This window comes from Ornithinimicrobium sp. INDO-MA30-4, assembly GCF_021535045.1.
Taxonomy (GTDB): Bacteria; Actinomycetota; Actinomycetes; order Actinomycetales; family Dermatophilaceae; genus Ornithinicoccus.
On record NZ_CP091056.1, the window covers coordinates 1,454,633 to 1,480,128 of the forward strand.

Annotated in this window: 20 protein-coding genes and 9 pseudogenes; all 29 read right to left on the minus strand. The window is 60.9% G+C overall.

The genetic code is table 11. The annotated features are described in order from the left end of the window. Positions 1-8: 8 nt before the first annotated feature. Positions 9-326 carry a 50S ribosomal protein L18 gene (rplR, locus tag L0A91_RS08380; protein ID WP_235243860.1) on the minus strand — a complete coding sequence of 106 codons (318 nt, stop codon included), beginning with the start codon at positions 324-326 and terminating at the stop codon, positions 9-11. A gap of 61 nt (positions 327-387) precedes the next feature. Next, positions 388-926, minus strand: a pseudogene (gene rplF / locus L0A91_RS08385) (50S ribosomal protein L6). Between the two features lie 18 nt (positions 927-944). Further along, complete coding sequence (gene rpsH, locus L0A91_RS08390) at positions 945-1,343, minus strand: 30S ribosomal protein S8 (protein ID WP_220121633.1); 399 nt, start codon at positions 1,341-1,343, stop codon at positions 945-947. A 107-nt stretch (positions 1,344-1,450) separates the two neighbouring features. Continuing rightward, the gene (locus L0A91_RS08395) at positions 1,451-1,636 is read right to left on the minus strand and encodes a type Z 30S ribosomal protein S14 (protein ID WP_220121634.1); all 186 of its coding nucleotides are present in this window, start codon (positions 1,634-1,636) and stop codon (positions 1,451-1,453) included. Position 1,637: 1 nt separating this feature from the next. Next, on the minus strand, positions 1,638-2,207 hold the full coding sequence (rplE, locus tag L0A91_RS08400) for a 50S ribosomal protein L5 (protein WP_235243862.1): 570 nt from the start codon (positions 2,205-2,207) through the stop codon (positions 1,638-1,640). Next, positions 2,207-2,572 carry a 50S ribosomal protein L24 gene (rplX, locus tag L0A91_RS08405; protein WP_235243864.1) on the minus strand — a complete coding sequence of 122 codons (366 nt, stop codon included), beginning with the start codon at positions 2,570-2,572 and terminating at the stop codon, positions 2,207-2,209. Before rplX ends, rplE begins: the two co-directional genes overlap by 1 nt. Before the next feature lie 2 nt (positions 2,573-2,574). Next, complete coding sequence (gene rplN, locus L0A91_RS08410; protein ID WP_220121636.1) at positions 2,575-2,943, minus strand: 50S ribosomal protein L14; 369 nt, start codon at positions 2,941-2,943, stop codon at positions 2,575-2,577. Between the two features lie 94 nt (positions 2,944-3,037). Beyond that, positions 3,038-3,334: a 30S ribosomal protein S17 gene (rpsQ, locus tag L0A91_RS08415; protein WP_220121637.1), complete on the minus strand. Its 297-nt coding sequence runs from the start codon at positions 3,332-3,334 to the stop codon at positions 3,038-3,040. Between the two features lies 1 nt (position 3,335). Then, the gene (gene rpmC / locus L0A91_RS08420) at positions 3,336-3,599 is read right to left on the minus strand and encodes a 50S ribosomal protein L29 (protein ID WP_235243866.1); all 264 of its coding nucleotides are present in this window, start codon (positions 3,597-3,599) and stop codon (positions 3,336-3,338) included. After that, positions 3,599-4,017: pseudogene (gene rplP, locus L0A91_RS08425) on the minus strand (50S ribosomal protein L16). Before rplP ends, rpmC begins: the two are co-directional and overlap by 1 nt. Beyond that, positions 4,017-4,861, minus strand: a pseudogene (gene rpsC / locus L0A91_RS08430) (30S ribosomal protein S3). The pseudogenes rplP and rpsC overlap by 1 nt, the downstream one beginning before the upstream one ends. Next, positions 4,779-5,234, minus strand: coding sequence for a 50S ribosomal protein L22 (rplV, locus tag L0A91_RS08435; protein WP_397333869.1), 456 nt, complete (start codon positions 5,232-5,234; stop codon positions 4,779-4,781). The pseudogene rpsC and the gene rplV overlap by 83 nt, the downstream one beginning before the upstream one ends. Before the next feature lie 26 nt (positions 5,235-5,260). Next, positions 5,261-5,542 (minus strand): 30S ribosomal protein S19, encoded by a 282-nt coding sequence (gene rpsS / locus L0A91_RS08440; RefSeq protein WP_220121641.1) that lies wholly within the window; start codon positions 5,540-5,542, stop codon positions 5,261-5,263. Positions 5,543-5,561: 19 nt separating this feature from the next. Then, positions 5,562-6,398, minus strand: coding sequence for a 50S ribosomal protein L2 (gene rplB / locus L0A91_RS08445; RefSeq protein ID WP_235243868.1), 837 nt, complete (start codon positions 6,396-6,398; stop codon positions 5,562-5,564). A gap of 41 nt (positions 6,399-6,439) precedes the next feature. Beyond that, positions 6,440-6,735 (minus strand): annotated as a pseudogene (gene rplW, locus L0A91_RS08450) (50S ribosomal protein L23). Continuing rightward, complete coding sequence (gene rplD / locus L0A91_RS08455) at positions 6,732-7,382, minus strand: 50S ribosomal protein L4 (RefSeq protein WP_235243870.1); 651 nt, start codon at positions 7,380-7,382, stop codon at positions 6,732-6,734. The pseudogene rplW and the gene rplD overlap by 4 nt, the downstream one beginning before the upstream one ends. Before the next feature lie 4 nt (positions 7,383-7,386). Continuing rightward, positions 7,387-8,043: a 50S ribosomal protein L3 gene (gene rplC / locus L0A91_RS08460; RefSeq protein ID WP_235243872.1), complete on the minus strand. Its 657-nt coding sequence runs from the start codon at positions 8,041-8,043 to the stop codon at positions 7,387-7,389. Between the two features lie 14 nt (positions 8,044-8,057). Continuing rightward, positions 8,058-8,351, minus strand: coding sequence for a 30S ribosomal protein S10 (gene rpsJ, locus L0A91_RS08465; RefSeq protein WP_235246575.1), 294 nt, complete (start codon positions 8,349-8,351; stop codon positions 8,058-8,060). 451 nt (positions 8,352-8,802) lie between these two features. Further along, a pseudogene (tuf, locus tag L0A91_RS08470) lies at positions 8,803-9,998 on the minus strand (elongation factor Tu). Between the two features lie 110 nt (positions 9,999-10,108). Continuing rightward, positions 10,109-12,211, minus strand: a complete 2,103-nt coding sequence (gene fusA, locus L0A91_RS08475; protein WP_235243878.1) for an elongation factor G — start codon at positions 12,209-12,211, stop codon at positions 10,109-10,111. 90 nt (positions 12,212-12,301) lie between these two features. Next, a pseudogene (gene rpsG, locus L0A91_RS08480) lies at positions 12,302-12,738 on the minus strand (30S ribosomal protein S7). Between the two features lie 31 nt (positions 12,739-12,769). Further along, a pseudogene (rpsL, locus tag L0A91_RS08485) lies at positions 12,770-13,143 on the minus strand (30S ribosomal protein S12). 435 nt (positions 13,144-13,578) lie between these two features. Further along, positions 13,579-17,489: pseudogene (locus L0A91_RS08490) on the minus strand (DNA-directed RNA polymerase subunit beta'). A gap of 135 nt (positions 17,490-17,624) precedes the next feature. Beyond that, positions 17,625-21,107, minus strand: a pseudogene (gene rpoB / locus L0A91_RS08495) (DNA-directed RNA polymerase subunit beta). A gap of 457 nt (positions 21,108-21,564) precedes the next feature. Beyond that, the gene (gene rplL / locus L0A91_RS08500; RefSeq protein WP_220121652.1) at positions 21,565-21,945 is read right to left on the minus strand and encodes a 50S ribosomal protein L7/L12; all 381 of its coding nucleotides are present in this window, start codon (positions 21,943-21,945) and stop codon (positions 21,565-21,567) included. A gap of 73 nt (positions 21,946-22,018) precedes the next feature. Continuing rightward, positions 22,019-22,621: a 50S ribosomal protein L10 gene (gene rplJ / locus L0A91_RS08505; RefSeq protein ID WP_220121653.1), complete on the minus strand. Its 603-nt coding sequence runs from the start codon at positions 22,619-22,621 to the stop codon at positions 22,019-22,021. Positions 22,622-23,070: 449 nt separating this feature from the next. Further along, positions 23,071-23,943 (minus strand): type IV toxin-antitoxin system AbiEi family antitoxin domain-containing protein, encoded by an 873-nt coding sequence (locus L0A91_RS08510; protein WP_235243880.1) that lies wholly within the window; start codon positions 23,941-23,943, stop codon positions 23,071-23,073. Positions 23,944-24,206: 263 nt separating this feature from the next. Further along, positions 24,207-24,920: a 50S ribosomal protein L1 gene (rplA, locus tag L0A91_RS08515; protein ID WP_235243882.1), complete on the minus strand. Its 714-nt coding sequence runs from the start codon at positions 24,918-24,920 to the stop codon at positions 24,207-24,209. 94 nt (positions 24,921-25,014) lie between these two features. Continuing rightward, positions 25,015-25,479 (minus strand): 50S ribosomal protein L11, encoded by a 465-nt coding sequence (gene rplK, locus L0A91_RS08520; RefSeq protein WP_235246576.1) that lies wholly within the window; start codon positions 25,477-25,479, stop codon positions 25,015-25,017. Positions 25,480-25,496: the final 17 nt, after the last annotated feature.

Sequence of the window (25,496 nt, forward strand, 5' to 3'; positions counted from 1 at the left end):
CCGCGGGCTCACAGTGCCAACCCGCCTTCGCGGGCGCCCTCTGCGATCGCGGCGATGCGGCCGGCGTACCGGTTTCCGCCACGGTCGAAGACAACGGCCTCGACGCCAGCAGCCTTTGCGCGGTCAGCGATAAGCTCGCCAACGCGCTTGGACTTGGCCGTCTTGTCGCCATCCATCGCTCGCAGGTCGGCTTCCATGGTGGAGGCCGATGCCAGCGTCACACCCTGCGTGTCGTCGACCAACTGGACGAAGACGTGACGCGAGGAGCGGTTGACGACCAGACGCGGGCGCTCGCCCGTGCCACTGATCTTCTTACGGAGGCGCAAGTGACGACGGCCGCGAGCCGCGTCCTTACCGCTTTGATCGCTTCACAATCATTGCCATGGCTTACTTACCAGCCTTTCCGACCTTGCGGCGGATGCGCTCGTTTTCGTAGCGCACACCCTTGCCCTTGTACGGGTCGGGACGGCGCAACTTGCGGATGTTGGCAGCCACCTCGCCGACTTGCTGCTTGTCGATGCCAGACACGGAGAACCGCGTCGGACCCTCGACAGCGAACGTGATGCCCTCAGGTGCCTTCACCGGCACCGGGTGCGAGTAGCCCAACGCAAACTCAAGGTCAGAACCCTTAGCCAGAACGCGGTAACCGGTTCCGTGGATTTCCAACTTCTTGGTGTAACCGTTGGTAACGCCCTCGATCATGTTGGCGATCAGGCTGCGCGAGAGACCGTGCAACGAACGCGAGTCGCGCTCGTCGTTCGGACGGGTGACGGTGAGGACACCATCGTCGTCGCGCTCCACGCGGATGGGCTCGAAACAACGATCGAAAGCTCGCCCTTGGGGCCCTTCACGGCAACGTTTTGGCCGTCGAGGGTGACGTCGACACCGTTAGGAACGGTGATGGGAAGTCGTCCAATACGTGACATATCTGGTCACTCCCTTCGTTACCAGACGTAGGCGAGGACTTCCCCACCTACGCCCTTCTCGGCTGCCTGCTTGTCGGTCAACAAGCCGGAGGAGGTGGACAGGACCGCCACGCCCAAGCCGCCCAAAACGCGGGGCAGGTTGGTGGACTTGGCATACACACGCAAACCGGGCTTCGAGATACGGCGAACGCCAGCGATTGCACGCTCACGGTTCGGGCCGTACTTCAGGTCAAGCTTCAACGTGCTACCCACTTCAGCGTCCTCAACGGACCAGCTGGCGATGTAACCCTGCTCAAGCAGGATCTCCGCAATGTGGGACTTCAACTTCGAGAACGGCATGCTGACCTCATCCTTGTGCGCCGAGTTGGCGTTCCGGATGCGAGTCAACATGTCCGCAATGGGATCAGTCATGGTCATGGGGCTTCAGGCCCTTCCTCATCGTGGTTTCAGTCCACTGCCGCGAGCGGCGTGGTCCGACCTGCGATGTCGTGTGGAAAGTTGGTATGTGCGGTATTGCTGTGCGATTACCAGCTGGACTTGGTCACGCCCGGCAGCTGGCCGGCGTGAGCCATTTCCCGCAAGCAAATACGGCACAGGCCGAACTTCTTGTAGACCGAGTGGGGGCGACCACAGCGCTGGCAGCGCGTGTAGCCACGAACCTTGAACTTCGGCTTCTTGTTGGCCTTGTTAACGAGTGCAGTCTTCGCCACGTCAGTTCTCCTTGAACGGGAAGCCCAGCTGACGCAACAGCGCGCGACCCTCATCGTCGTTGGTGGCAGTGGTGACCACCGTGATGTCCATTCCGCGGACACGGTCAATCCGGTCCTGGTCGATCTCGTGGAACATGGACTGTTCGTTGAGACCGAAGGTGTAGTTGCCACGACCGTCGAACTGCTTCGGGGACAGGCCCCGGAAGTCACGGATACGCGGCAGAGCCAAGGACAACAGACGGTCCAGGAACTCCCACATACGGTCGCCACGCAACGTGGTGTGGGCGCCAATCGGCATACCCTCACGCAGCTTGAACTGAGCAATCGACTTGCGAGCCTTAGTCACGGCCGGCTTCTGACCGGTGATCGTGGCCAGGTCGCGAATGGCGCCTTCGATCAGCTTGCTGTCGCGAGCTGCTTCGCCGACACCCATGTTCACGGTGACCTTGACGACTCCGGGAACCTGCATGCGGTTCGCGAAGCTGAATTCTTCAGTCAGCGCGGTAACGATCTCGTCGTTGTAGCGCTGCTTCAGACGCGGCATCGTCTTTTCGTTGTCAGTCGTCGTCATCACAGGTCCTTACCCGAGCGCACGGAAACACGAGTGCGCTGCGTCTTGGTACGGCCATTGCGCTCGACCGAGTCAACGCGCGTCGACACGCGGGTCGGCTTGTTGGTCTCGGGGTCCACCACGGCCACGTTGCTCACGTGAACGGGGGCCTCGGTGACCAGCTTGCCGCCGGTGTTGACGCCGCGCTCGGCGCCGCCAGCCTTGGTGTGCTTGGTGATGCGGTTGATGCCTTCAACCAAGACACGGTTGGTCTCGGGGAAAACTTCAATCACACGGCCCTGCTTGCCACGGTCGCCGCCCTTGGACTGACGACGTCCGGCGATGACCTGGACCAGGTCGTTCTTCTTGATCTTCATCTTCGCCATGATCAGATCACCTCCGGTGCCAACGAGACGATGCGCATGAAGCGCTTGTCACGCAGTTCACGACCGACTGGTCCGAAGATGCGCGTACCGCGGGGGTCGCCCTCGTTCTTGAGGAGGACCGCTGCGTTCTCGTCGAACTTGATGTAGCTGCCGTCTACCCGACGACGCTCTTTCTTGGTCCGAACGATGACTGCCTTGACGACGTCACCCTTCTTGACGTTTCCGCCGGGAATAGCGTCCTTGACCGTGGCAACGATCGTGTCACCAATTCCCGCGTACCGGCGTCCGGAGCCACCGAGTACACGAATGCACAAGATCTCCTTCGCCCCGGTGTTGTCCGCAACACGTAGTCGCGACTCCTGCTGGATCACTGTCTAACTCCTGTCGTCGAGCCGGTTCTCTGACCGATAGTTCGGTTGAGCCTTGCCGAACGTTGTGGATGGATAGCGTTAAGAATGCTGTGAATTACTTAGCACGCTCGATAACGGACACCACGCGAAAGCGCTTGGTGGCCGACATCGGACGGGTCTCCATGATGAGGACCAAGTCGCCGACACCGGCGTCATTGTTCTCATCGTGGGCCTTCACCTTGCTGCTGCGACGAAGCACCTTGCCATACAGCGCGTGCTTGACGCGGTCTTCGACCGAGACAACGACGGTCTTGTCCATCTTGTCACTAACCACGTAGCCCTGACGGGTCTTGCGGTAGTGACGGTCCGGGTCCAGGACGTCGGCGGGGGTCACATCTGGCGTTTCGGTCATATCAACCCACCTTCTCAGTCTTGTCAGTCTCGTCTGCGGTCACAGCGCGACCAATGCCGAGCTCACGCTCACGCATTTCGGTGTAGATGCGAGCAATGTCCTTGCGGACTGCACGCAGTCGGCCATGGCTTTCCAGCTGCCCGGTGGCGGACTGGAAGCGCAGGTTGAAGAGTTCCTTCTTGGCCTCAACGAGCGCGTCTGCGAGGGGCTGGTCTTCCAGGCCCTGCAACTGCTCGGTGGTCAGGTTGGACGATCCAACTGCCATCAGTTGTCACCACCTTCACGCGCGATGAAGCGGCACTTCATCGGCAACTTGTGCATGGCCAGACGCATGGCCTCGCGGGCCACCTCTTCGGAAACACCGGAGAGTTCGAACATCACACGGCCAGGCTTAACATTGGCGACCCACCACTCGGGCGAGCCCTTACCGGAACCCATGCGGGTCTCAGCCGGCTTCTTCGTCAGCGGACGGTCGGGGTAGATGTTAATCCACACCTTTCCGCCACGCTTGATGTAACGCGTCATGGCGATACGAGCGGACTCGATCTGACGGTTCGTCACGTAGGCGGGGGTAAGCGCCTGAATGCCGTAGTCACCAAAGGCAATCTCGGTGCCGCCCTTAGCCATGCCACCACGCTTGGGGGGTGCTGCTTACGGTGCTTGACTCGACGGGGAATCAACATTAGGACTTGTCTCCCTCACTGCTAGCCGGAGCTGCAGCGGTTTCGGCAGGCGCCTCGGTAGCAGCAGGTGCTGCCGAGTCGTTGCCGCGCTCGCGACGCTCCGGGCGACGACCTCCACGGCCACCGGGGCGGTCGCCACCATCGCGACGTCCACCGCGGGCCGGACGCGACGGGGCTGCGGAAGCCTCTTCGCGGGCCAATTCCTTGGCCGTCAGGTCACCCTTGTAGATCCAAACCTTCACACCAATGCGGCCGAAGGTGGTGCGGGCTTCGTAGAAGCCGTAGTCGATGTTCGCGCGCAGAGTGTGCAGCGGCACACGGCCTTCGCGGTAGAACTCCGAGCGAGACATTTCAGCGCCACCAAGACGACCCGAACACTGGATCCGGATTCCTTGGCGCCACCGCGCAGCGCGGACTGAATGCCCTTGCGCATGGCGCGACGGAAAGTGACACGGGCTGCCAACTGCTCGGCAATACCCTGGGCCACCAACTGAGAGTCAGTCTCGGGGTTCTTGACCTCGAGGATGTTCAGCTGAACCTGCTTGCCGGTGAGCTTCTCCAACTCGCCACGGATGCGGTCGGCTTCGGCGCCGCGGCGACCGATGACGATACCCGGGCGTGCGGTGTGAATGTCTACGCGGACACGGTCACGGGTGCGCTCGATCTCAACCTTCGAGATGCCAGCGCGGTCCATGCCGGTTGCCATCAACTTACGGATGGCGACATCTTCCTTCACAAAGTCGCGGTAACGCTGACCCTGCTTAGTCGAGTCCGCGAACCAGCGGCTGCGGTGATCGGTTGTGATGCCGAGGCGGTAACCGTTCGGGTTGATCTTCTGTCCCATTAGCGGACACCTCCTTGGCGTTCTGCGTGGCTTCGCTGACCACGACGGTGATGTGGCTCGTGCGCTTCAGGATCTGGCTTGCGCGACCCTGTGCACGCGGGCGGAACCGCTTCATGGTCGGACCTTCGTCGACCCAAGCAGCGGAAATCACCAGGTTGTTCTCGTCAAATGCCGAGTTTTCCTGGTCGGCGCGGTAGCGAGCGTTTGCGATGGCGCTCTTCAGCACCTTCAAGACGGCTTCGCTAGCAGACTGCGGCGCGAACTGCAGAATGGCGATAGCGTCAACTGCACGCTTTCCACGAACCAGGTCAACGACACGGCGAGCCTTCATGGGCGTAATGCGGATGTGCCGCACCTGCGCCTTGGCGTCCATCGTTGTTCCTTCGATTTCACTGGTGGTCATCGGCGACGGCCCTTCTTGTCGTCCTTCACGTGGCCCTTGAAGGTACGTGTAGGCGCGAACTCACCCAGCTTGTGGCCAACCATCGACTCGGTCACGAAGACCGGGACGTGCTTGCGACCGTCATGCACGGCCAGCGTGTGGCTCAGCATGTCGGGGGTGATCATGGACCGGCGGGACCACGTCTTGATGACGTTCTTGGTCCCGGCTTCGTTTTGGGCATCGACCTTCTTGACGAGGTGATCGTCGACGAAGGGGCCCTTCTTCAGACTGCGAGGCATGTCTTTGTCAGCTCCCTACTCAGCGCTTCTTGCCGCTACGACGACGTCGCACGATCATCTTGTCGCTCGACTTGTTCTGGTGACGGGTACGACCCTCAGCCTGGCCCCATGGGCTGACTGGGTGACGTCCACCGGAGGTCTTACCCTCACCACCACCGTGCGGGTGGTCAACCGGGTTCATCACGACACCGCGGACGGAGGGGCGCTTGCCCTTCCAGCGGTTACGGCCGGCCTTACCCCAGTTGATGTTGCTCTGCTCGGCGTTACCGACCTCACCAATGGAGGCGCGGCAACGAGCGTCAACGTTGCGGATTTCGCCCGAGGGCATACGCAACTGGGCAAGCTTGCCTTCCTTGGCCACCAACTGAACGCGCACACCAGCGGAGCGAGCGATCTTGGCTCCGCCACCGGGGCGAAGCTCGACGGCGTGGATGACAGTACCGACCGGGATGTTGCGCAAAGGCAAGTTGTTACCCGGCTTGATGTCTGCGGACGGGCCGTTTTCAACGACGTCGCCCTGGACAAGACGGTTTGGCGCAATGATGTAGCGCTTTTCACCGTCCGTGTAGTGCAACAGCGCGATGCGCGCAGTGCGGTTGGGGTCGTATTCGATGTGTGCGACCTTGGCGTTGACGCCGTCCTTGTCCGCGCGGCGGAAGTCAATGACGCGGTAGGCACGCTTGTGACCGCCACCAATGTGACGAGTCGTGATGCGGCCGGAGGAGTTACGTCCACCGGTCTTATGCAGCGGGCGAACCAGTGACTTCTCCGGAGTGGAGCGAGTCACCTCAACGAAGTCGGCCACACTCGAGCCACGACGGCCCGGGGTTGTCGGCTTGTACTTACGGATAGCCATAGTTTTTGCAGTCCTCGGATCTCTTATCGACTCAGCAGGCTTTACAGCGTGCCGAAGACGTCGATGGTGCCTTCCTTAAGCGTCACGATGGCACGCTTGGTGTCCTTGCGCTTGCCCATCCCGAAGCGGGTGCGACGCGTCTTACCTTGACGGTTCAGCGTGTGCACCGAGTCGACCTTCACACCGAAGATCGACTCAACGGCCCTCTTGATCTCGGACTTGTTGGAACGGGGTCCACCAAGAAGGTGTACTTGCCCATGTCCAACAGTGCGTAGGACTTCTCAGAAACGACCGGCGACAAAACGACGTCGCGCGGGTCCTTGTTGACCGTGCTCACTTGGTCTCCTCTCCAGCAGCGCCGTTGGCGCCATCAATGAAGGCGGACAGTGCAGCCTGGGTGAACACGACGTCGTCGGCGCACAGCACGTCATACGTGTTGAGCTGGTCGGCGAACAAAACGTGAACATCAGCCAGGTTGCGCAGGCTCTTGATGCCGACCTGGTCGCTGCGGTCAATGACCACGAGCAGGTTCGGGCGGGTCGAAAGAACCGACAGAGCGTTCAGCGCGGCCTTGGTCGAAGGCGCATCGCTCTCAACAACAGCAGCCAAGCAGTGGATGCGGCCGTGACGTGCACGGTCCGACAGGGCACCGCGCAATGCGGCAGCCTTCATCTTCTTGGGGGTGCGTTGCGAGTAGCTACGCGGCTGCGGGCCGTGGACAGTGCCACCACCAGCGAACTGAGGTGCACGCGTCGAGCCCTGACGAGCCCGGCCGGTGCCCTTCTGACGGTATGGCTTGCGGCCACCACCGCGGACTTCGCCACGGGTCTTCGTCGAAGCAGTGCCCGCACGAGCGGCGGCCAACTGAGCGACAACAACCTGGTGGATCAGCGGCACGTTGGTCTGCACGTCGAACAAGTTCGCGGGCAATTCCATTGTGCCAGCCTCGCCACCGGCAGGCTTGTTAACAACAATGGTCGTCATAGTTTCAGGCCCCCTTTGCGGCCGTGCGGACCAGAACAACGCTGCCACGAGGGCCAGGAACGGCGCCCTTGATGAGCAGTAAGCCCTTTTCCGCGTCCACAGCGTGGACGATCAGGTTGGCAGTGGTCTGGCGAACGCCACCCATGCGGCCAGCCATCTTCGTGCCGCGGAAAACGCGACCCGGAGTGGCACAGCCACCAATGGAGCCTGGCTTGCGGTGGTTCTTGTGCGCACCGTGCGAGGCGCTAACACCGTGGAAACCGTGGCGCTTCATAACGCCGGCAAAGCCCTTGCCCTTGGTGGTGCCAGTGATGTCGACGGTCTGGCCGTCGGTGAAGGTCGTGGCCGTGATCTCCTGGCCGAGGCTGTACTCAGCCGCGTCGGAGGTACGCAGTTCCACCAGGTGACGGCGAGGCGTAACGCCTGCCTTCTCGAAGTGGCCCTTCATTGGCTTGTTGACCTTGCGCGGGTCAATCGCACCGAATGCGATCTGAACAGCGTTGTAGCCATCTGCCTCGGCGTCGCGCACCTGCGTCACAACGCAGGGGCCAGCCTTGACCACCGTGACAGGCACGAGGCGGTTGTTGGCGTCCCACACCTGGGTCATACCAAGCTTCTCGCCCAACACACCGGCGAGCTTGCGATCAGAGGTAGTCGTCATATTTGTCAACCTCCTTACAGCTTGATCTCGATGTTGACGTCAGCCGGCAAATCCAGACGCATCAACGAGTCAACCGCCTTGGGGGTGGGGTCAACAATGTCGATGAGACGCTTGTGCGTCCGCATCTCGAAGTGCTCGCGGCTGTCCTTGTATTTGTGTGGCGACCGGATAACGCAATACACGTTCTTTTCGGTCGGCAACGGCACCGGGCCCACTACGGTCGCACCGGCACGGGTCACCGTGTCGACGATCTTGCGCGCCGAGCTGTCGATGACCTCGTGGTCATAAGACTTAAGCCGGATGCGGATTTTTGTCCCGCCATCGCGTGTCTGACTCTCTCTCGTCGTACCGCTTACAGTTCTGGCCGGCTAGTGGGCTCCGACCCCCGAGGTCGGGCGTGTCGCCCTCTCTCCGGTCACGAACAATCGAAAAGATCATCCGTGTGGTCCGCAGCCCGGTCTGGCCGGGGCTTGTGCTGCCACAGCCCGACCGTTTCGCAGATGGTCGAACAAGCGTCGACCGCAGTCTGCGGGTCGTGCACGTGGCCGGCGGGGCAGACATGGGTCAGCACCGCGCAACAAGCAACTTGTCCATAGTGCCACGTCTGCCTATCTCACCCAAATCGAGAACCGGAGACCTGCATCACTGTGCTCGATTTATGGGCGGCCCCCCTCGCATACCCGCGCATGCAAGAAGCCCCGCCTTCCCATCAGGGAAAGCGGGGCCTCTCAAGCACAACTGGGCTAGCCCAGCCTCAGATCACTTGATGATCTTGGTCACTCGACCAGCACCCACGGTGCGGCCACCTTCGCGAATAGCGAAACGGAGGCCCTCTTCCATGGCGATGGGCTGGATGAGCTCAACGGTCATACCGGTGTTGTCACCGGGCATAACCATCTCGGTGCCCTCGGGCAGGCTAACGACACCGGTCACGTCCGTGGTACGGAAGTAGAACTGGGGACGGTAGTTGTCGTAGAACGGCGTGTGACGGCCACCCTCATCCTTGCTCAGGATGTAGACGTTGCCCTCGAACTGGGTGTGCGGGGTGATGGTGCCGGGCTTGACGATGACCTGACCGCGCTCGACATCTTCACGCTTGATACCGCGAACCAACAGACCAACGTTCTCGCCAGCGCGACCCTCATCGAGGAGCTTGCGGAACATTTCGATACCGGTAGCGGTGGTCTTCTTCGGGGTCCTTCGTGGATACCCACGATTTCGACCTCTTCGTTGACCTTCAAGATACCGCGCTCGATACGACCGGTAACGACGGTGCCACGACCGGTGATCGTGAAGACGTCCTCAACGGGCATCAGGAACGGCTTGTCGGTGTCGCGCTCGGGCTCGGGGATGTACTCGTCGACAGCATCGAGCAGGCCGAGCAACTTGTCGCCCCACTCCTTGTCGCCTTCGAGTGCCTTCAAAGCCGAGACCTGGACAACCGGAAGGTCGTCGCCGGGGAACTCATACTCGGAGAGCAGTTCACGGACCTCGAGCTCGACGAGCTCCATGATCTCTTCGTCGTCCACCATGTCGGCCTTGTTCAAGGCAACAACGATGTAGGGAACGCCGACCTGACGAGCGAGCAGGACGTGCTCCTTCGTCTGAGGCATCGGACCGTCAGTTGCGGCCACAACCAAGATTGCGCCGTCCATCTGCGCTGCACCGGTGATCATGTTCTTGACATAGTCAGCGTGACCGGGGCAGTCAACGTGCGCGTAGTGACGCTTCTCGGTCTGGTACTCAATGTGAGCGATCGAGATCGTGATACCGCGCTGCTTCTCTTCGGGCGCCTTGTCGATCATGTCGAACGCAGACGCTTCGTTGAGTTCCGGGTACTTGTCGTGCAGCACCTTGGAGATCGCAGCGGTCAACGTCGTCTTACCGTGGTCAATGTGACCAATGGTGCCGATGTTGACGTGCGGCTTGCTCCGCTCGAACTTAGCCTTCGCCACTGGGGTCCTCCTCAGGACTTGTTGCGTATCGGTGTGTGCCCTGTTGGCACATCACACGAGTGGATTGGATTTAACTATTGTTGCCCGTTAGGACGCAATGAGCGAAATGCTCACTCGCCACGGACCTTCTTGATGATCTCTTCCGCGACGTTCTTGGGAACCTCGGCGTAAGAATCGAACTGCATCGTGTAGTTGGCACGACCCTGAGTGCGCGAACGCAGGTCGCCAACATACCCAAACATTTCGGACAACGGCACGGTTGCCTTAACAACCTTGGCGCCGCTCATGTCTTCCATCGACTGGATCTGACCGCGACGGCTGTTGACGTCACCGATCACATCGCCCATGTACTCCTCAGGAGTACGAACCTCAACGGCCATCACTGGCTCGAGGAGGACGGGGCCGGCCTTGCGAGCCGCTTCCTTGAACGCCATGGAGCCGGCAATCTTGAATGCCATTTCCGAGGAGTCCACGTCGTGGTAAGCACCATCGAGCAGCGTTGCCTTGACACCGACCAACGGGTAACCAGCCAGGATGCCGTACTGCATGGCGTCCTGAATTCCCTGGTCAACGCTGGGGATGTATTCCTTAGGCACGCGACCACCGGTCACGGCGTTGGAGAACTCGTAGAGCTCGCCTTCGCCCGTCTCCAGGGGCTCGAAGCGCAACTGCACCTTTGCGAACTGGCCAGATCCACCAGTCTGCTTCTTGTGCGTGAAGTCGAACTTGTCGACAACCTTGCGGATGGTCTCGCGGTAGGCAACCTGAGGTGCACCCACATTGGCCTCAACCTTGAACTCGCGACGCATACGGTCGACCAAGATGTCCAAGTGGAGCTCGCCCATACCGCCAATGACGGTCTGGCCGGTCTCGTCGTCCAAGTTGACCGTGAAGGTCGGGTCTTCTTCGGCCAACTTCTGAATGGCCGTACCCAACTTCTCCTGGTCACTCTTGGTCTTGGGCTCGATCGCCACGTGAATGACGGGCTCCGGGAAGGTCATCGACTCGAGCAGAACCTGGTTCTGTGAGTCCGACAAGGTGTCACCGGTGGTGACATTCTTGAGGCCGATCATCGCGTAGATGTGACCCGCGGTGGCAAAGCCCACCGGGTTCTCCTTGTTGGAGTGCATCTGGAACAACTTGCCGATGCGCTCCTTGGAGCCCTTGGTGGAGTTCATCACCTGGGTGCCGGCCTCCACACGGCCGGAGTAAACCCGGACGTAGGTCAGACGACCGAAGAACGGGTGGGTGACAACCTTGAACGCCAGAGCCGAGAACGGCTCGTCAGCCGAGGGAAGGCGCGTGATGACCTTTTCCTCGTCGTGGATGTCGTGACCAACCATTGGCGGCACGTCAAGCGGGCCAGGCAGGTATGCGATGACAGCGTCCAGCATGGGCTGAACGCCCTTGTTCTTGAACGCCGAACCACACATGACGGGGTATGCCTCGGAGTTGACGGTCATCCGGCGAATGCCAGCAACCAGCTCTTCTTCGGAAATCTCGTCGCCGCCCAGGTACTTTTCCATCATGGCGTCGTCGGTCTCAGCGACCTGCTCAACCAGAGTCTCGCGGTACTCCACGGCCTTGGCCTGAAGGTCCTCGGGGATCTCTTCGACGGTGTAGTCCTCGCCGATGGCAACTTCGCCACGCCAGGTCAGGGCACGCATCTTGATCAGGTCAACGACACCGATGAAGTCGTTCTCAGCGCCGATCGGCAACTGGAGAACGAGCGGGGTCGCGCCCAAGCGGTCCTTGATGGTCTGGACGGTGAAGTAGAAGTCGGCGCCCAACTTGTCCATCTTGTTGACGAAGCAAATGCGGGGAACGTCGTACTTGTCGGCCTGGCGCCAGACAGTCTCGGACTGCGGCTCCACGCCTTCCTTGCCGTCGAAGACTGCGACTGCACCATCGAGCACACGCAAGGAACGCTCCACCTCAACGGTGAAGTCCACGTGGCCCGGGGTGTCGATGATGTTGATCTGGCTGTCTTTCCAGAAGCAAGTCGTCGCGGCGGACGTAATCGTGATGCCGCGCTCTTGCTCCTGCTCCATCCAGTCCATCGTCGAGGCGCCATCGTGTGTCTCGCCGATCTTGTAGTTGATCCCGGTGTAGAACAGGATCCGCTCGGTGGTCGTCGTCTTGCCAGCATCGATGTGAGCCATGATGCCGATGTTGCGGACCTTGGTGAGGTCCGTGAGGACGTCGAGTGCCACTGTCTCTCTTCTCTGCTCAGTGCGTATACGGGGTGCGGTACTTCGGGGCGCGGCTCGCGACCATCAAGGCCACGAGCCGCAGCTCGCGAATTACCAGCGGTAGTGGGCGAACGCCTTGTTGGCGTCGGCCATCTTGTGCATGTCCTCGCGACGCTTCACAGCGGCGCCCAGCCCATTGCTGGAGTCGAGGATTTCGTTCATCAGACGCTCGGTCATGGTCTTCTCCGACGCTGACGCGAGTAGCCAACCAACCAACGCAGCGACAGGGTCGTGGCGCGGTTGGGCTTGACGTCGATCGGCACCTGGTAGGTCGCGCCACCAACACGGCGGCTCTTAACCTCAAGGGCGGGACGGACGTTGTCCAGGCCACGCTTCAAGGTTGCGACGGGGTCGGTACCGGTCTTTTCGCGGCAGCCTTCGAGAGCGCCGTAGACGATGCGCTCAGCGACGGACTTCTTGCCATCCACCAGGACCTTGTTGATCAACTGGGTGACGAGCGGTGAGCCGTAAACCGGGTCCGCGATCAGCGGACGCTTGGGTGCTGGTCCCTTCGTGGCATTACTTCTTCACCCTCTTTGCTCCGTAGCGCGAACGCGACTGGTTGCGGCCCTTGACACCCTGGGTGTCAAGCGAGCCACGAATGATCTTGTAGCGGACACCGGGAAGGTCCTTGACTCGGCCACCACGCACGAGCACGATCGAGTGCTCCTGCAGGTTGTGACCAACGCCTGGGATGTAAGCCGTGACCTCAACGCCACTGGTGAGGCGCACACGGGCGACCTTACGCAGAGCGGAGTTCGGCTTCTTCGGGGTGGTGGTATACACGCGAGTGCAAACACCACGGCGCTGCGGGTTGGACTTCAGCGCAGGACTGTCACTTTTTTGACCTTGTCCTGCCGGCCCTTACGGACCAACTGGTTAATGGTAGGCACTGATTCTCTTCTCAGTTGTCTGTTGTCTATGCGGCTGGCTGTTGAGCTAGGCCGCACTCCTTGATCTTCCTGCGATCCACCGCTCTCCCGAGCGATCTCTAGCAAGCCTCTCCCCCGCACTTCCCATGCCAAAACAAGGCGCTCAAAGTGAGCAACTCGGCTTGGATGGACTGCCCGGCGAAAGGGGGCGTTGACCTCTCGAGGCCAACCATGGGCAGACAGAAGTCCACACACGAGAGACGATGCTACTGCCTGGCTGGCTGAGGTCCAAATCAGTCCGACTATCACGAACTAGCGAAAGTCTGCGAAGATGCTGCGTCTTCGATACCAACCTGTGACCCCGCAGAACAACAACGGGTGGGTATGCCAGCAACTTGCGTTGCGACATACCCACCCGTTTGTCAGTGCCTGACTAGGTCAGACAACTGGCACTACTCAGTAGCGGTCACCATCGACGGCCAGGTCGTCCAAGCGGACAGCCTCACCGGATCCGGGACCGAACTGTGCGTACTCGTCGTAGGCCTCGTAGGCCGGCACGGCGTAGGCAGCTGCCTTGGCCTCTTCGGTGGGCTCCACCGTGAGGTTGCGGTAGCGCGGCAGGCCGGTCCCAGCAGGGATCAACTTACCGAGGATGACGTTCTCCTTCAGACCCAACAACGGGTCCGACTTGCCTTGCATAGCGGCCTCGGTCAGGACACGCGTCGTCTCCTGGAACGAAGCAGCCGACAGCCAGGACTCGGTCGCCAACGATGCCTTGGTGATACCCATCAACTCGGGACGACCGGAGGCAGGCTGGCCGCCCTCGGACACCACGCGACGGTTCTCAGTCTCAAAACGGCCACGCTCAGCAAGCTCACCAGGCAGCAAGTCAGTCTTGCCAGCCTCGATGATCGTGATGCGACGCAGCATCTGACGCACGATGACTTCGATGTGCTTGTCGTGGATCGACACACCCTGCTGGCGGTACACGCGCTGAACCTCATCAACCAAGTGCTGCTGAGTCTTGCGTGGCCCGAGGATACGCAGCACCTGCTTGGGGTCAATCGCACCCTTAATGAGCTGGGTGCCAACCTCAACGTGCTGACCATCCTCAATCAACAGCGTAGAACGCTTGCTGATCGGGTATGCGTGCTCCTCGGAGCCGTCATCCGGCACCAGCAACAGGCGACGTGCCTTGTCCGTGTCCTCAACCTGCACGCGACCGGTCGCTTCAGCGATCGGGGCTACAGCCTTCGGGGTGCGAGCTTCGAAGAGCTCAACAACACGCGGCAGACCCAGCGTGATGTCGTCACCTGCCACACCACCGGTGTGGAAGGTACGCATCGTCAACTGAGTGCCAGGCTCACCAATGGACTGGGCGGCGATAATACCGACAGCCTCACCGATGTCGACCAACTTGCCAGTGGCCAACGAGCGGCCGTAGCACTTGGCGCATGTGCCAACCAGGGACTCACAGGTCAAGACCGAACGGACCTTGATCTCTTCGACTCCAGCAGCAACCAGCTTGTCGATCACGACGTCACCAGCATCGGTGCCGGCGGTAACCAGCACCTCACCGTTGACCTCAATGTCCGACACGATGGTGCGGGCGTAGACCGCAGTCTCGACGTCATCGTGCTCACGCAACGTGCCGTCTTCACCGCGAACACCAATCGGCATCACAAAGCCACGCTCAGTGCCACAGTCGTCTTCACGAATGATGACGTCCTGCGACACGTCGACCAGACGACGAGTCAAGTAACCCGAGTCAGCCGTACGCAGAGCGGTGTCAGCCAGACCCTTACGAGCACCGTGAGTGGAGATGAAGAACTCCAACACCGACAGGCCCTCGCGGAAGTTTGACTTAATCGGACGCGGGATGATTTCACCCTTGGGGTTAGCCATCAAGCCACGCATACCGGCGATCTGACGCAACTGGAACCAGTTACCACGAGCACCCGAGGTCACCATCTTGTAGATGGTGTTGTCCTTCGGCATGTTCTCCTGCAACTCGGCGGCAACTTCGTTACCGGCCTGGGTCCAGATCTCAATGAGCTCCTGACGGCGCTCATTGTCGGTGATCAAACCACGCTCGTACTGGACCTGGACCTTGGCGGCCTTGGTCTCGTAACCCGAGAGGATCTGCTGCTTGTTCTCCGGGGGCAGAACATCCGAGATGGCCACGGTCGTGCCCGAGCGAGTTGCCCAGTAGAAACCGGTGTCCTTCAGTGCGTCCAGCGATGCAGCAACTTGAGCCTTGGTGTAGCGCTCAGCCAGGTCGTTGACGATCTCCGAAAGACGCTTCTTGTCGACGATCTCGTTGACGTAGGCGTAGTCCTGCGGGAGCGCGTCGTTGAACAGCGCGCGACCCATCGTCGTCTCCAGCACGTAGCTGTCGGCGATGCCATCTTCGCTGACGTTGACACCCTCAGGTGCAACGTAGCCAGGAGGCACTGCAGTCTCAGACATGCGCAGACGGATCGGCGTGCCCACCTTGATGGTGCCAGCGTCGAAGGCCATCTGTGCTTCGGCCGGCGAGCTGAACGAACGCAGGTGCTCGTTGCCATCGTCGCCAGTCAATGTCGAACCAGCCGACTCAAGCGTCAGGTGGTACAGACCCATGATCATGTCCTGGGTCGGCATCGTCACCGGACGGCCGTCAGCAGGCTTGAGGATGTTGTTGCTCGAGAGCATCAAGATCCGAGCCTCAGCCTGAGCCTCTGCCGAAAGCGGCAGGTGCACAGCCATCTGGTCACCATCGAAGTCAGCGTTGAACGCGGTGCAGACCAACGGGTGAATCTGGATGGCCTTACCTTCGACCAACTGCGGCTCGAAGGCCTGGATACCCAGACGGTGCAGCGTGGGTGCACGGTTCAGCAACACCGGGTGGTCGGTGATGACCTCTTCGAGGACATCCCAAACAACCGAGCGTCCACGCTCAACCATGCGCTTAGCCGACTTGATGTTCTGGGCGTGGTCGAGGTCGACCAAACGCTTCATCACGAAAGGCTTGAAGAGCTCCAAGGCCATCTGCTTAGGCAGACCACACTGGTGCAGCTTCAACTGCGGGCCGACGACGATGACCGAACGGCCAGAGTAGTCAACGCGCTTACCAAGCAGGTTCTGACGGAAACGACCCTGCTTACCCTTCAGCATGTCGGACAGCGACTTCAACGGACGGTTACCGGGACCGGTCACCGCACGGCCACGACGGCCGTTGTCAAAGAGCGAGTCGACTGCCTCTTGCAGCATGCGCTTTTCGTTGTTGACGATGATCTCGGGAGCACCGAGGTCAAGCAGTCGCTTCAACCGGTTGTTGCGGTTGATGACGCGGCGGTACAGGTCGTTAAGGTCGGAGGTCGCAAAGCGGCCACCGTCCAACTGAACCATCGGGCGCAGGTCCGGCGGGATAACCGGGACGCACTCAAGCACCATGCCGGCAGGCTCATTGCTGGTCTGCAGGAACGAGGTCACGACGCGCAGACGCTTGATGGCGCGGGTCTTCTTCTGGCCCTTGCCGGTAGCGATCAGCTCACGCAGCGAAACAGCCTCAGCGTCCAAGTCGAAGGTCTGAAGGCGCTTCTGCAACGCAGCTGCACCCATACCGCCTTCGAAGTACATGCCGAAACGATCACGCATTTCGCGATAGAGGATCTCGTCGCCCTCGAGGTCCTGGACCTTGAGGTTACGGAAACGGTCCCAGACCTGGTCCAAGCGCTCGACCTGCTGGTCAGCACGACGACGGATCTGGTTCATTTCACGCTCGGCAGCGTCGCGCACCTTGCGGCGGGCGTCAGCCTTGGCGCCTTCGGACTCCAACGTGGCCAAGTCGCCTTCCAGCTTCTTGGCGCGCGTGTCGACGTCGGCGTCGCGCTTGTTTTCGAGCTCCTTACGCTCAACCTCGATCTGTGCCTCCATGGAGGGCAGGTCCTGGTGACGAGCGTCTTCGTCCACGCTGGTGATCATGTACGCAGCGAAGTAGATGACCTTCTCGAGGTCCTTGGGAGCCAAGTCGAGCAAGTAGCCCAAGCGGCTCGGGACACCCTTGAAGTACCAGATGTGGGTCACAGGTGCGGCGAGCTCAATGTGGCCCATCCGCTCACGGCGCACAGCTGCGCGAGTGACCTCAACGCCACAACGCTCACAGATGATGCCCTTGAAGCGGACACGCTTGTACTTGCCGCAGTAGCACTCCCAGTCCCGGGTCGGGCCGAAGATCTTCTCGCAGAAGAGTCCGTCCTTCTCAGGCTTCAGGGTGCGGTAGTTAATGGTTTCAGGCTTTTGACTTCGCCGTGGCTCCACTTGCGGATGTGATCCGCGGAGGCCAGGCCAATCCGCAACTCGTCGAAGAAGTTGACGTCGAGCACGTGGGTCCTTCTTTCGTGAGAACTCGTTAAGTCTCAGATAGTCGTGTGTTCAAACGTGGTGCGTATGCCGTCCCCGGCCGGGGTTGATCTCTCCCCGGCCGGGTCAGCAACTAACTCCAGGCAAGACGCAGTGCGTCAGACCTCTTCAACGCTGCTCGGCTCACGCCGGGACAGGTCGATACCGAGCTCTTCCGCTGCGCGGAACACCTCTTGGTCGGAGTCGCGGAGGTCGATGTGCGTGCCATCGCTGGACAACACCTCGACGTTCAGGCACAAGCTCTGCATTTCCTTGATGAGCACCTTGAAGGACTCAGGAATGCCGGGCTCGGGCACGTTCTCGCCCTTGACAATGGATTCGTAGACCTTGACTCGGCCGGTCACGTCATCCGACTTGATGGTGAGGAGCTCCTGCAGTGCATAGGCAGCGCCGTATGCCTCAAGGGCCCCACCTCCATCTCACCGAATCGCTGACCACCGAACTGGGCCTTACCACCGAGCGGCTGCTGGGTGATCATCGAGTACGGCCCGGTGCTGCGCGCGTGGATCTTGTCGTCCACCAAGTGGTGCAGCTTCAGGATGTACATGTAACCAACCGAAACGGGCTCGGGGTAGGGCTCACCGGAACGGCCATCAAGCAAGTTGGCCTTACCCGAAGCACCGATGGAACGCTCGCCGCTGCGACCCGGAAGGGTCGAATCCAGCAGACCAGTGATCTCGCCTTCGCGAGCACCATCGAACACCGGGCTAGCAACGCGGCTACGCGGTGCTGCTTCGCGGGCATCGGACGGAATCTGAGCAGCCCACTCGGGGTTGCCTTCAATCTGCCAGCCCTGCGAAGCGGCCCAACCGAGGTGCAACTCAAGGATTTGTCCGACGTTCATACGTCCCGGAACACCCAAGGGGTTCAAGACGATGTCGACCGGCGTGCCATCCTCCAGGAACGGCATGTCCTCGACGGGCAGAATCTTGGAGATAACGCCCTTGTTGCCGTGACGACCAGCAAGCTTGTCGCCGTCGGTGATCTTGCGCTTGTTGGCCACGTAGACACGGACCAACTGGTTCACGCCTGGGGGCAACTCGTCGCCCTCTTCGCGGTCAAACACCTTGACACCGATGATCGTGCCGGTCTCACCGTGTGGGACCTTCATCGAGGTGTCGCGAACCTCGCGCGCCTTCTCACCGAAGATCGCACGGAGCAAGCGCTCCTCAGGGGTCAACTCGGTCTCACCCTTAGGCGTGACCTTGCCGACCAGCAGGTCGCCATCGCGAACCTCGGCGCCGATGCGGATGATTCCGCGCTCGTCCAGGTCAGCCAAGACGTCGTCGGAGACGTTCGGGATGTCCCGAGTGATCTCCTCCGGGCCCAACTTCGTGTCGCGAGCGTCGATCTCGTGCTCTTCGATGTGAATCGAGGAGAGGACATCGTCCTGAACCAAACGCTGGCTCAAGATGATCGCGTCTTCGTAGTTGTGGCCTTCCCACGGCATGAATGCCACGAGCAGGTTGCGGCCAAGTGCCATCTCGCCACCGTCGGTCGCAGGACCGTCAGCAAGAAGTTGGCCAGCCTCGACGCGGTCGCCGCTGTTGACCCGGACCTGCTGGTTGTAGCAGTTGCCCTGGTTGGAGCGCGTGAACTTGTCGATGCGGTAGCTGCTGTAGGTGCCGTCGTCGTTCGTCACCTGGACGATGTCAGCCGACACTTCCTGGACCACACCGGCCTTGCCCGCACGGACAACGTCACCGGAGTCGAGAGCGGCACGCCACTCCATACCGGTTCCAACCAGCGGAGCCTCGGCGCGCACCAACGGCACAGCCTGACGCTGCATGTTGGCACCCATGAGGGCGCGGTTGGCGTCGTCGTGCTCAAGGAACGGGATCATCGCGGTTGCGGCAGACACCATCTGGCGAGCCGAAACGTCCATGTAGTCGACCTCATCGGCCGGGACGTCAACTGCTTCGCCGTCCTTGGCGCGAACCAACACGCGCTCCTGGACGAACTTGCCGTCGTCCTCGAGCGGCGCGTTGGCCTGCGCGATAACGAAGCGGTCTTCCTCATCAGCAGACAAGTAGTCAACGTCGTCGGAGACAACGCCACCCTTGACTCGGCGGTAAGGCGTCTCAACGAACCCGAAGGGGTTGATGCGACCGTAGGAAGCCAGCGAACCGATCAGACCAATGTTCGGACCTTCAGGCGTCTCAATCGGGCACATACGGCCGTAGTGAGAGGTGTGAACGTCACGAACTTCCATGCCGGCGCGGTCACGTGAGAGACCACCCGGGCCCAAGGCCGACAGACGACGCTTGTGCGTCAGACCCGACAGTGGGTTGTTTTGGTCCATGAACTGCGACAGTTGGCTGGTCCCGAAGAACTCCTTGATGGAGGCCACAACGGGACGGATGTTGATCAGGGTCTGAGGCGTGATGGCCTCGACGTCCTGAGTCGTCATCCGCTCACGAACCACGCGCTCCATACGGGAAAGACCCGTGCGGACCTGGTTCTGAATGAGCTCGCCAACGCTACGCAGACGACGGTTACCGAAGTGGTCGATGTCATCGACTTCGATCGGCATGTCGACGCGCTCGCCGTCCTTGGTGACGGACAGCGTGGTCTCGCCAGCATGCAACGCCACGATGTACCGGATGGAGGCGACAATGTCGTCGACACCCAGCACGGACTCGTTCAGCGGAGCCTGGACACCCAACTTCTTGTTGATCTTGTAGCGACCAACCTTGGCCAAGTCATAGCGCTTGGGGTTGAAGTAGAGGTTGTCGAGCAGGTTCTGCGCAGCCTCGCGGGTGGGCGGTTCGCCCGGACGCAGCTTGCGGTAGATGTCGAGGAGAGCCTCGTCCTGGTCGGCAGTGTGGTCCTTCTCCAAGGTGAGACGGATCGACTCGTAGTCGCCGAACTCCTCCAGGATCTGGTCACGGGTCCAGCCGAGAGCCTTCAGCAAAACGGTGACGCTCTGCTTGCGCTTGCGGTCGACGCGGACGCCAACCATGTCGCGCTTGTCGATCTCGAACTCAAGCCATGCGCCACGGCTCGGGATCACCTTGGCGGAGAAGACGTCCTTATCGGAGGTCTTGTCCAAGGCGCTCTCGAAGTAAACTCCGGGGCTACGGACGAGCTGAGAGACGACGACACGCTCGGTGCCGTTGACGATGAAGGTTCCACGGTCAGTCATCAAGGGAAATCACCCATGAAGACCGTCTGGCTCTTGATCTCACCGGTCGAGTTGTTAATGAACTCAGCGGTGACGAACAAGGGCGCGGAATACGTCATGTCGCGTTCCTTGCACTCTTCGATGGAGTACTTTGCTCCTCGAAGCGGTGATCCCGGAACGACAGCGACATGGATCCGGAGAAGTCCTCGATCGGAGAGATCTCCTCGAAGATCTCCTCCAGACCGGAACGATCCGGCACATCTGCCCGACCAGAAGCCTGGGCCTCGGCCACGCGGGCCTGCCAGTCTTCGTTGCCGAGCAACCAGTCAAAACTATCTGTTTGTAGAGCTAAGAGGTCTGGCACCTCTAGTGGCTCACGAATCTTCGCAAAGCTCAAACGGCCAGATGCCGTCCGAGCGCTGGACACAGTCTTCTTCGCAGTGCGCGAGGCAGCCAAGGATGGTCCTTCCACGGGCCTGAACAAGCGGTTAGGTCAAACGCACCCCGTAGAATCCCCAAAGAATGTCAGCAAGATGCGAGGATCTCCGAGTAGGGAAATCTCGATCCGAGGCCGGCATCCGCAACGTGTTGCTTGGTGCTGTTGCTAATTGGAGACAGAGTCAGGGCAGCGCAAAGTACTACTGTACACGTGCCATGACTGTGCGTCCAATCGGGCCCGGCGCACCCCCTGCGCCCATCTCGCTTGTCGCACTCTAACGATAGCCCCAGTCCCCGCCATATGCGAGAGGCACCCCGCTGTTGTTGTGGAAAACTGCAGCCCATCCCCTTGTTTTGTGACTGCATACCCCCAGTTGCGCTCGCCTGTCGACTAACCCCGGCAACGCCAAGGGCGAGATCGTCGAAACGATCTCGCCCTTTGAACTAAGCAGTTCCCGGTCAAGCCGGGAGCAACGTCACTTGACGGAGACGGTTGCGCCTGCGGCCTCGAGGGACTCCTTGGCCTTGTTGGCCGAGTCCTTGTCGACCTTCTCGAGGATTGCCTTGGGGGCAGCCTCGACGAGGTCCTTGGCTTCCTTCAGACCCAAAGAGGTCAAGCCGCGAACCTCCTTGATGACCTGAATCTTCTTGTCGCCAGCGGCTTCGAGGACGACGTCGAACTCGTCCTGCTCTTCGACGGCCTCGGCAGCAGCGGCCGGGGCAGCGCCAGCGGCGGCCACGGGGGCAGCAGCGGTGACGTTGAAGGTGTCTTCGAATTCCTTAACGAACTCGGAGAGCTCGATGAGGGTCATTTCCTTGAAAGCTTCGAGGAGCTCAGTGGTGCTCAGCTTCGCCATGGGGGCGTTCCTTCCTGATGGTGCCAAGAGTGGCTGGTGGTGATGTTTGCTGGATTAACCGAATGGTCAAGGATCAGCTGTCCCCATCGCTGGGGTCCGTGTCGCCACCCTCGGCGACGTCGGTGGTGGCCTCGGCGGGAGCATCGGCAGCAGCCGGGCCCTCGGTCTCGACCTTCGCGCGCAATGCCTCGACGACCCGAGCGGTCTGCGAGAGCGGTGCGGCGAACAAGTAAACGGCCTGGGTGAGCGAGGCGTTCATAGCGCCGGCCATCTTGGCCAGCAACGTCTCGCGCGATTCCAGGTCGGCAAGCTTGGTGATCTCCTCGGCGCTCAACGGGTTACCGTCGAGGATGCCGGCCTTGATCACCAGTGCGGGGTTTGCCTTGGCGAAGTTACGAAGGCCCTTGGCAGCTTCGACCGGGTCACCGGTAACGAAGGCGATTGCGCTTGGGCCCTGCAGGTGCTCGTCGAAGCTGGTCACGCCAGCTTCGGCAGCGGCACGCTTGGTCAGCGTGTTCTTCACCACGGCGTAGGTCGCGTGCTCACTCATGGAGGTACGCAGCTCAGTGAGCTGGGCCACGGAAAGTCCGCGGTACTCCGTCAGCACGGCCGCACCCGAGTTGAGGAACTTGTCCTTCAACTCGGCAATGGCTGCATCCTTCTCAGGTGTTGCCATGGGGCCTCCTTCGTCACGTGGTGCCGATCTGTCTGGCTCAACACATGAAGAAAGCCCCGGCGCAGAGGTCACGGGGCTTGGAACGTTAGTCATACATCGGCATGACTTGCTCAAACACTTTGCTCCCTACGCGGGTCGTCCGACATGTCGGAACCTTCGATCTCACTTGCAAGCAAATGAGACGACCGGCGGTCATTGGTACACCTAAAGGTATCGCGGTCGTGGGGAACTCCAAATCGAGTATGCCGTGGTGCTGCGATCGGTGAAATCGCGCTGACCATCGCGCACCGCCAGCAACCCGTAGCCCAGAGCCCAGAGCCCAGAGCCCAGACGAATTGCAGTTATTCGCTCAAAGCGACGCTACTTGGTGCGATTCGTGCGAATAACTGCGAATGGCCCCCTTCACCACATCCGGCGTGCACGACTAAAGGCTGTCTCCAGCAGTGACCTCACACGTTGTGGCTCGCTGAGGTCGCTCCATACCAGCCTGACAACCTCAAGCCCCAGAGAGCGCAATCCGTCTTCTCGCTTCTTCTCGGCAAACAAGTCACCGGCCCTCGCATACTTGATCTGGCCATCAAACTCGACGACTGTGCGCTGATCACGAAAGTAGAAGTCAACCCGGGCGATGCGGCCAGAGGGCAAGGTGAACTCCACCTGGGGCTCGGCAACTGGCATACCCATGATGTGGAAGAGCCATCGGCAGCGAGACTCCCCGGTGACTCCATCTCTGGATTTAGCATTTCGATGACCTGCCTCGGTCGGGCCAGCCCGCGAGCGAATCGCCCAGCGCTCAGCGCCTGCGTGAACTCGGACTGCTGGGCACCTGCGCGGGCTACGGCATCCGCCGAAACCAGCCCCGCTTCAACACCAAAGGCATCCGACACCTGCAAAGCCGCGAGCGAATCCCGCACTCGAAACTGCTGCTCACAAGGCACCAGCCACTCGGTAGCGACTGGGGCATGAAAGGCCACTTTTTCGCTGGTATGCCGTCTGCCACCGTCGAGTGACATCACATGCGAGCGATTGTCGACCCCAAAGATCGGCACGCCGCCGAGCGCCAGAGAACTGTGATGGCTTAGCGCCAGATCACCGTCGGCGCCCATGGCTAGAGCAGAGCGGGCCCTTAACCGGCGCCGCTCGGAGGGCTGGGCTTCGCGCCACGATTGGCCACACAGCACGACCCCGCGATTTAGTCGCGTCAACTCTCTTCGCGTCAACATCCGGTGCAAGGCCTGATGGCTCACGCCCATGCCCAGCAAATCACTGGTGCGGGCCACACCCCCATTAGCCAACAACCATTGGCCTACTTCTCGGTCCATCGATTCATCGTGGCCAATCACCGAGATATGCGCCCAGAGATGTCCACAAGTCACAGGCCGATCGCACTTAGTCGCCGCATGGGCGGCTATTTGCCGCGATTCGGGCGAACAAGTGCGATTCGGCGGGGGTGGGGCAGTGGGTGTATGCGGGGGCAGTGGGGGTATGCGGGGGCAGTGCGGCAGGCGCGGAGCATGCAAGAGGCCCCGAGAGTACGTGAATACTCTCCGGGGCCTTTGCGGGCTAGACGTCTAGAGAATCTGTATCACTCAGACTCAGCCAGCAGCGTCTTGCCAAGCTTGGAGAAGTCCAGCGGGATGCCGGGGCCCATCGTCGTGGCCATGGTGGCCTTGCTGATGTAGCGACCCTTGGCAGCCGACGGCTTCAAACGCATGACCTCATCCATGGCCGCGCCATAGTTCTCGACCAAGGACTTCTCGTCGAAGGAAGCCTTGCCGATGATGAAGTGCAGGTTCGAGTGCTTGTCGACACGGAACTCGATCTTGCCGCCCTTGATGTCAGAGACAGCCTTGGCGGTGTCCATCGTGACGGTGCCGGTCTTGGGGTTTGGCATCAAACCACGCGGGCCGAGGACGCGACCAAGACGGCCAACCTTGCCCATGAGGTCTGGGGTGGCGACGACAGCGTCGAAGTCCAACCAGCCGCCGGCGACCTTGTCCACGAGCTCGTCGGAGCCAACAAAGTCAGCTCCGGCCTCGCGGGCAGCCTCTGCACGGTCGCCGTTGGCGAAGACCAGGACCCGAGCAGTCTTGCCGGTTCCGTGCGGAAGGTTAACGGTGCCGCGGACCAGCTGGTCAGCCTTGCGAGGGTCAACGCCCAAACGCAGGGCAACCTCGAGGGTCGCGTCGTACTTGGTGGTGGAGTTTTCGCGTGCCAAACGAATGGCCTCCACCGGGGTGTACAGGCTGTCGCGGTCGATCTTCTCTGCCGCGGCCTGGTAAGCCTTGCTGCGCTTCATATCTGCTCCTAAAGCATGAGGGAGGTGTGGTTAGCGGACCAGCGCTGGTCCTGCCACGTGCCGATCAAGTGTTGACCAGCGTTAAGTCGAAGGCTCAGGCCTCGACCGTGATGCCCATGGAACGGGCGGTGCCGGCGATGATGCGGCCGGCCATTTCGGCGTCACTCGCGTTGAGGTCAACCATCTTCTGCTCAGCGATTTCGCTCACCTGGGCCTTGGTCAGCTTGCCGACCTTGGTCTTGTGCGGTTCGCCAGAGCCCTTGTTGACTCCAGCAGCCTTCTTGATGAGCTCAGCGGCCGGCGGGGTCTTGGTGATGAAGGTGAAGGAACGGTCTTCGTAGACCGTGATCTCCACTGGAATCACGTTGCCGCGCTGGGCTTCCGTCTCGGCGTTGTAGGCCTTGACGAACTCCATGATGTTGACGCCGTGCTGACCGAGGGCCGGGCCGACGGGAGGAGCGGGGGTAGCCGCGCCTGCCTGGATCTGCAGCTTGATAAAGCCGGAGACCTTCTTTTCTTCTTGGGGGGCATGTTCGGGTCCTTTGAACTGTGTTGCTATGGGTGGTTCGACGAACA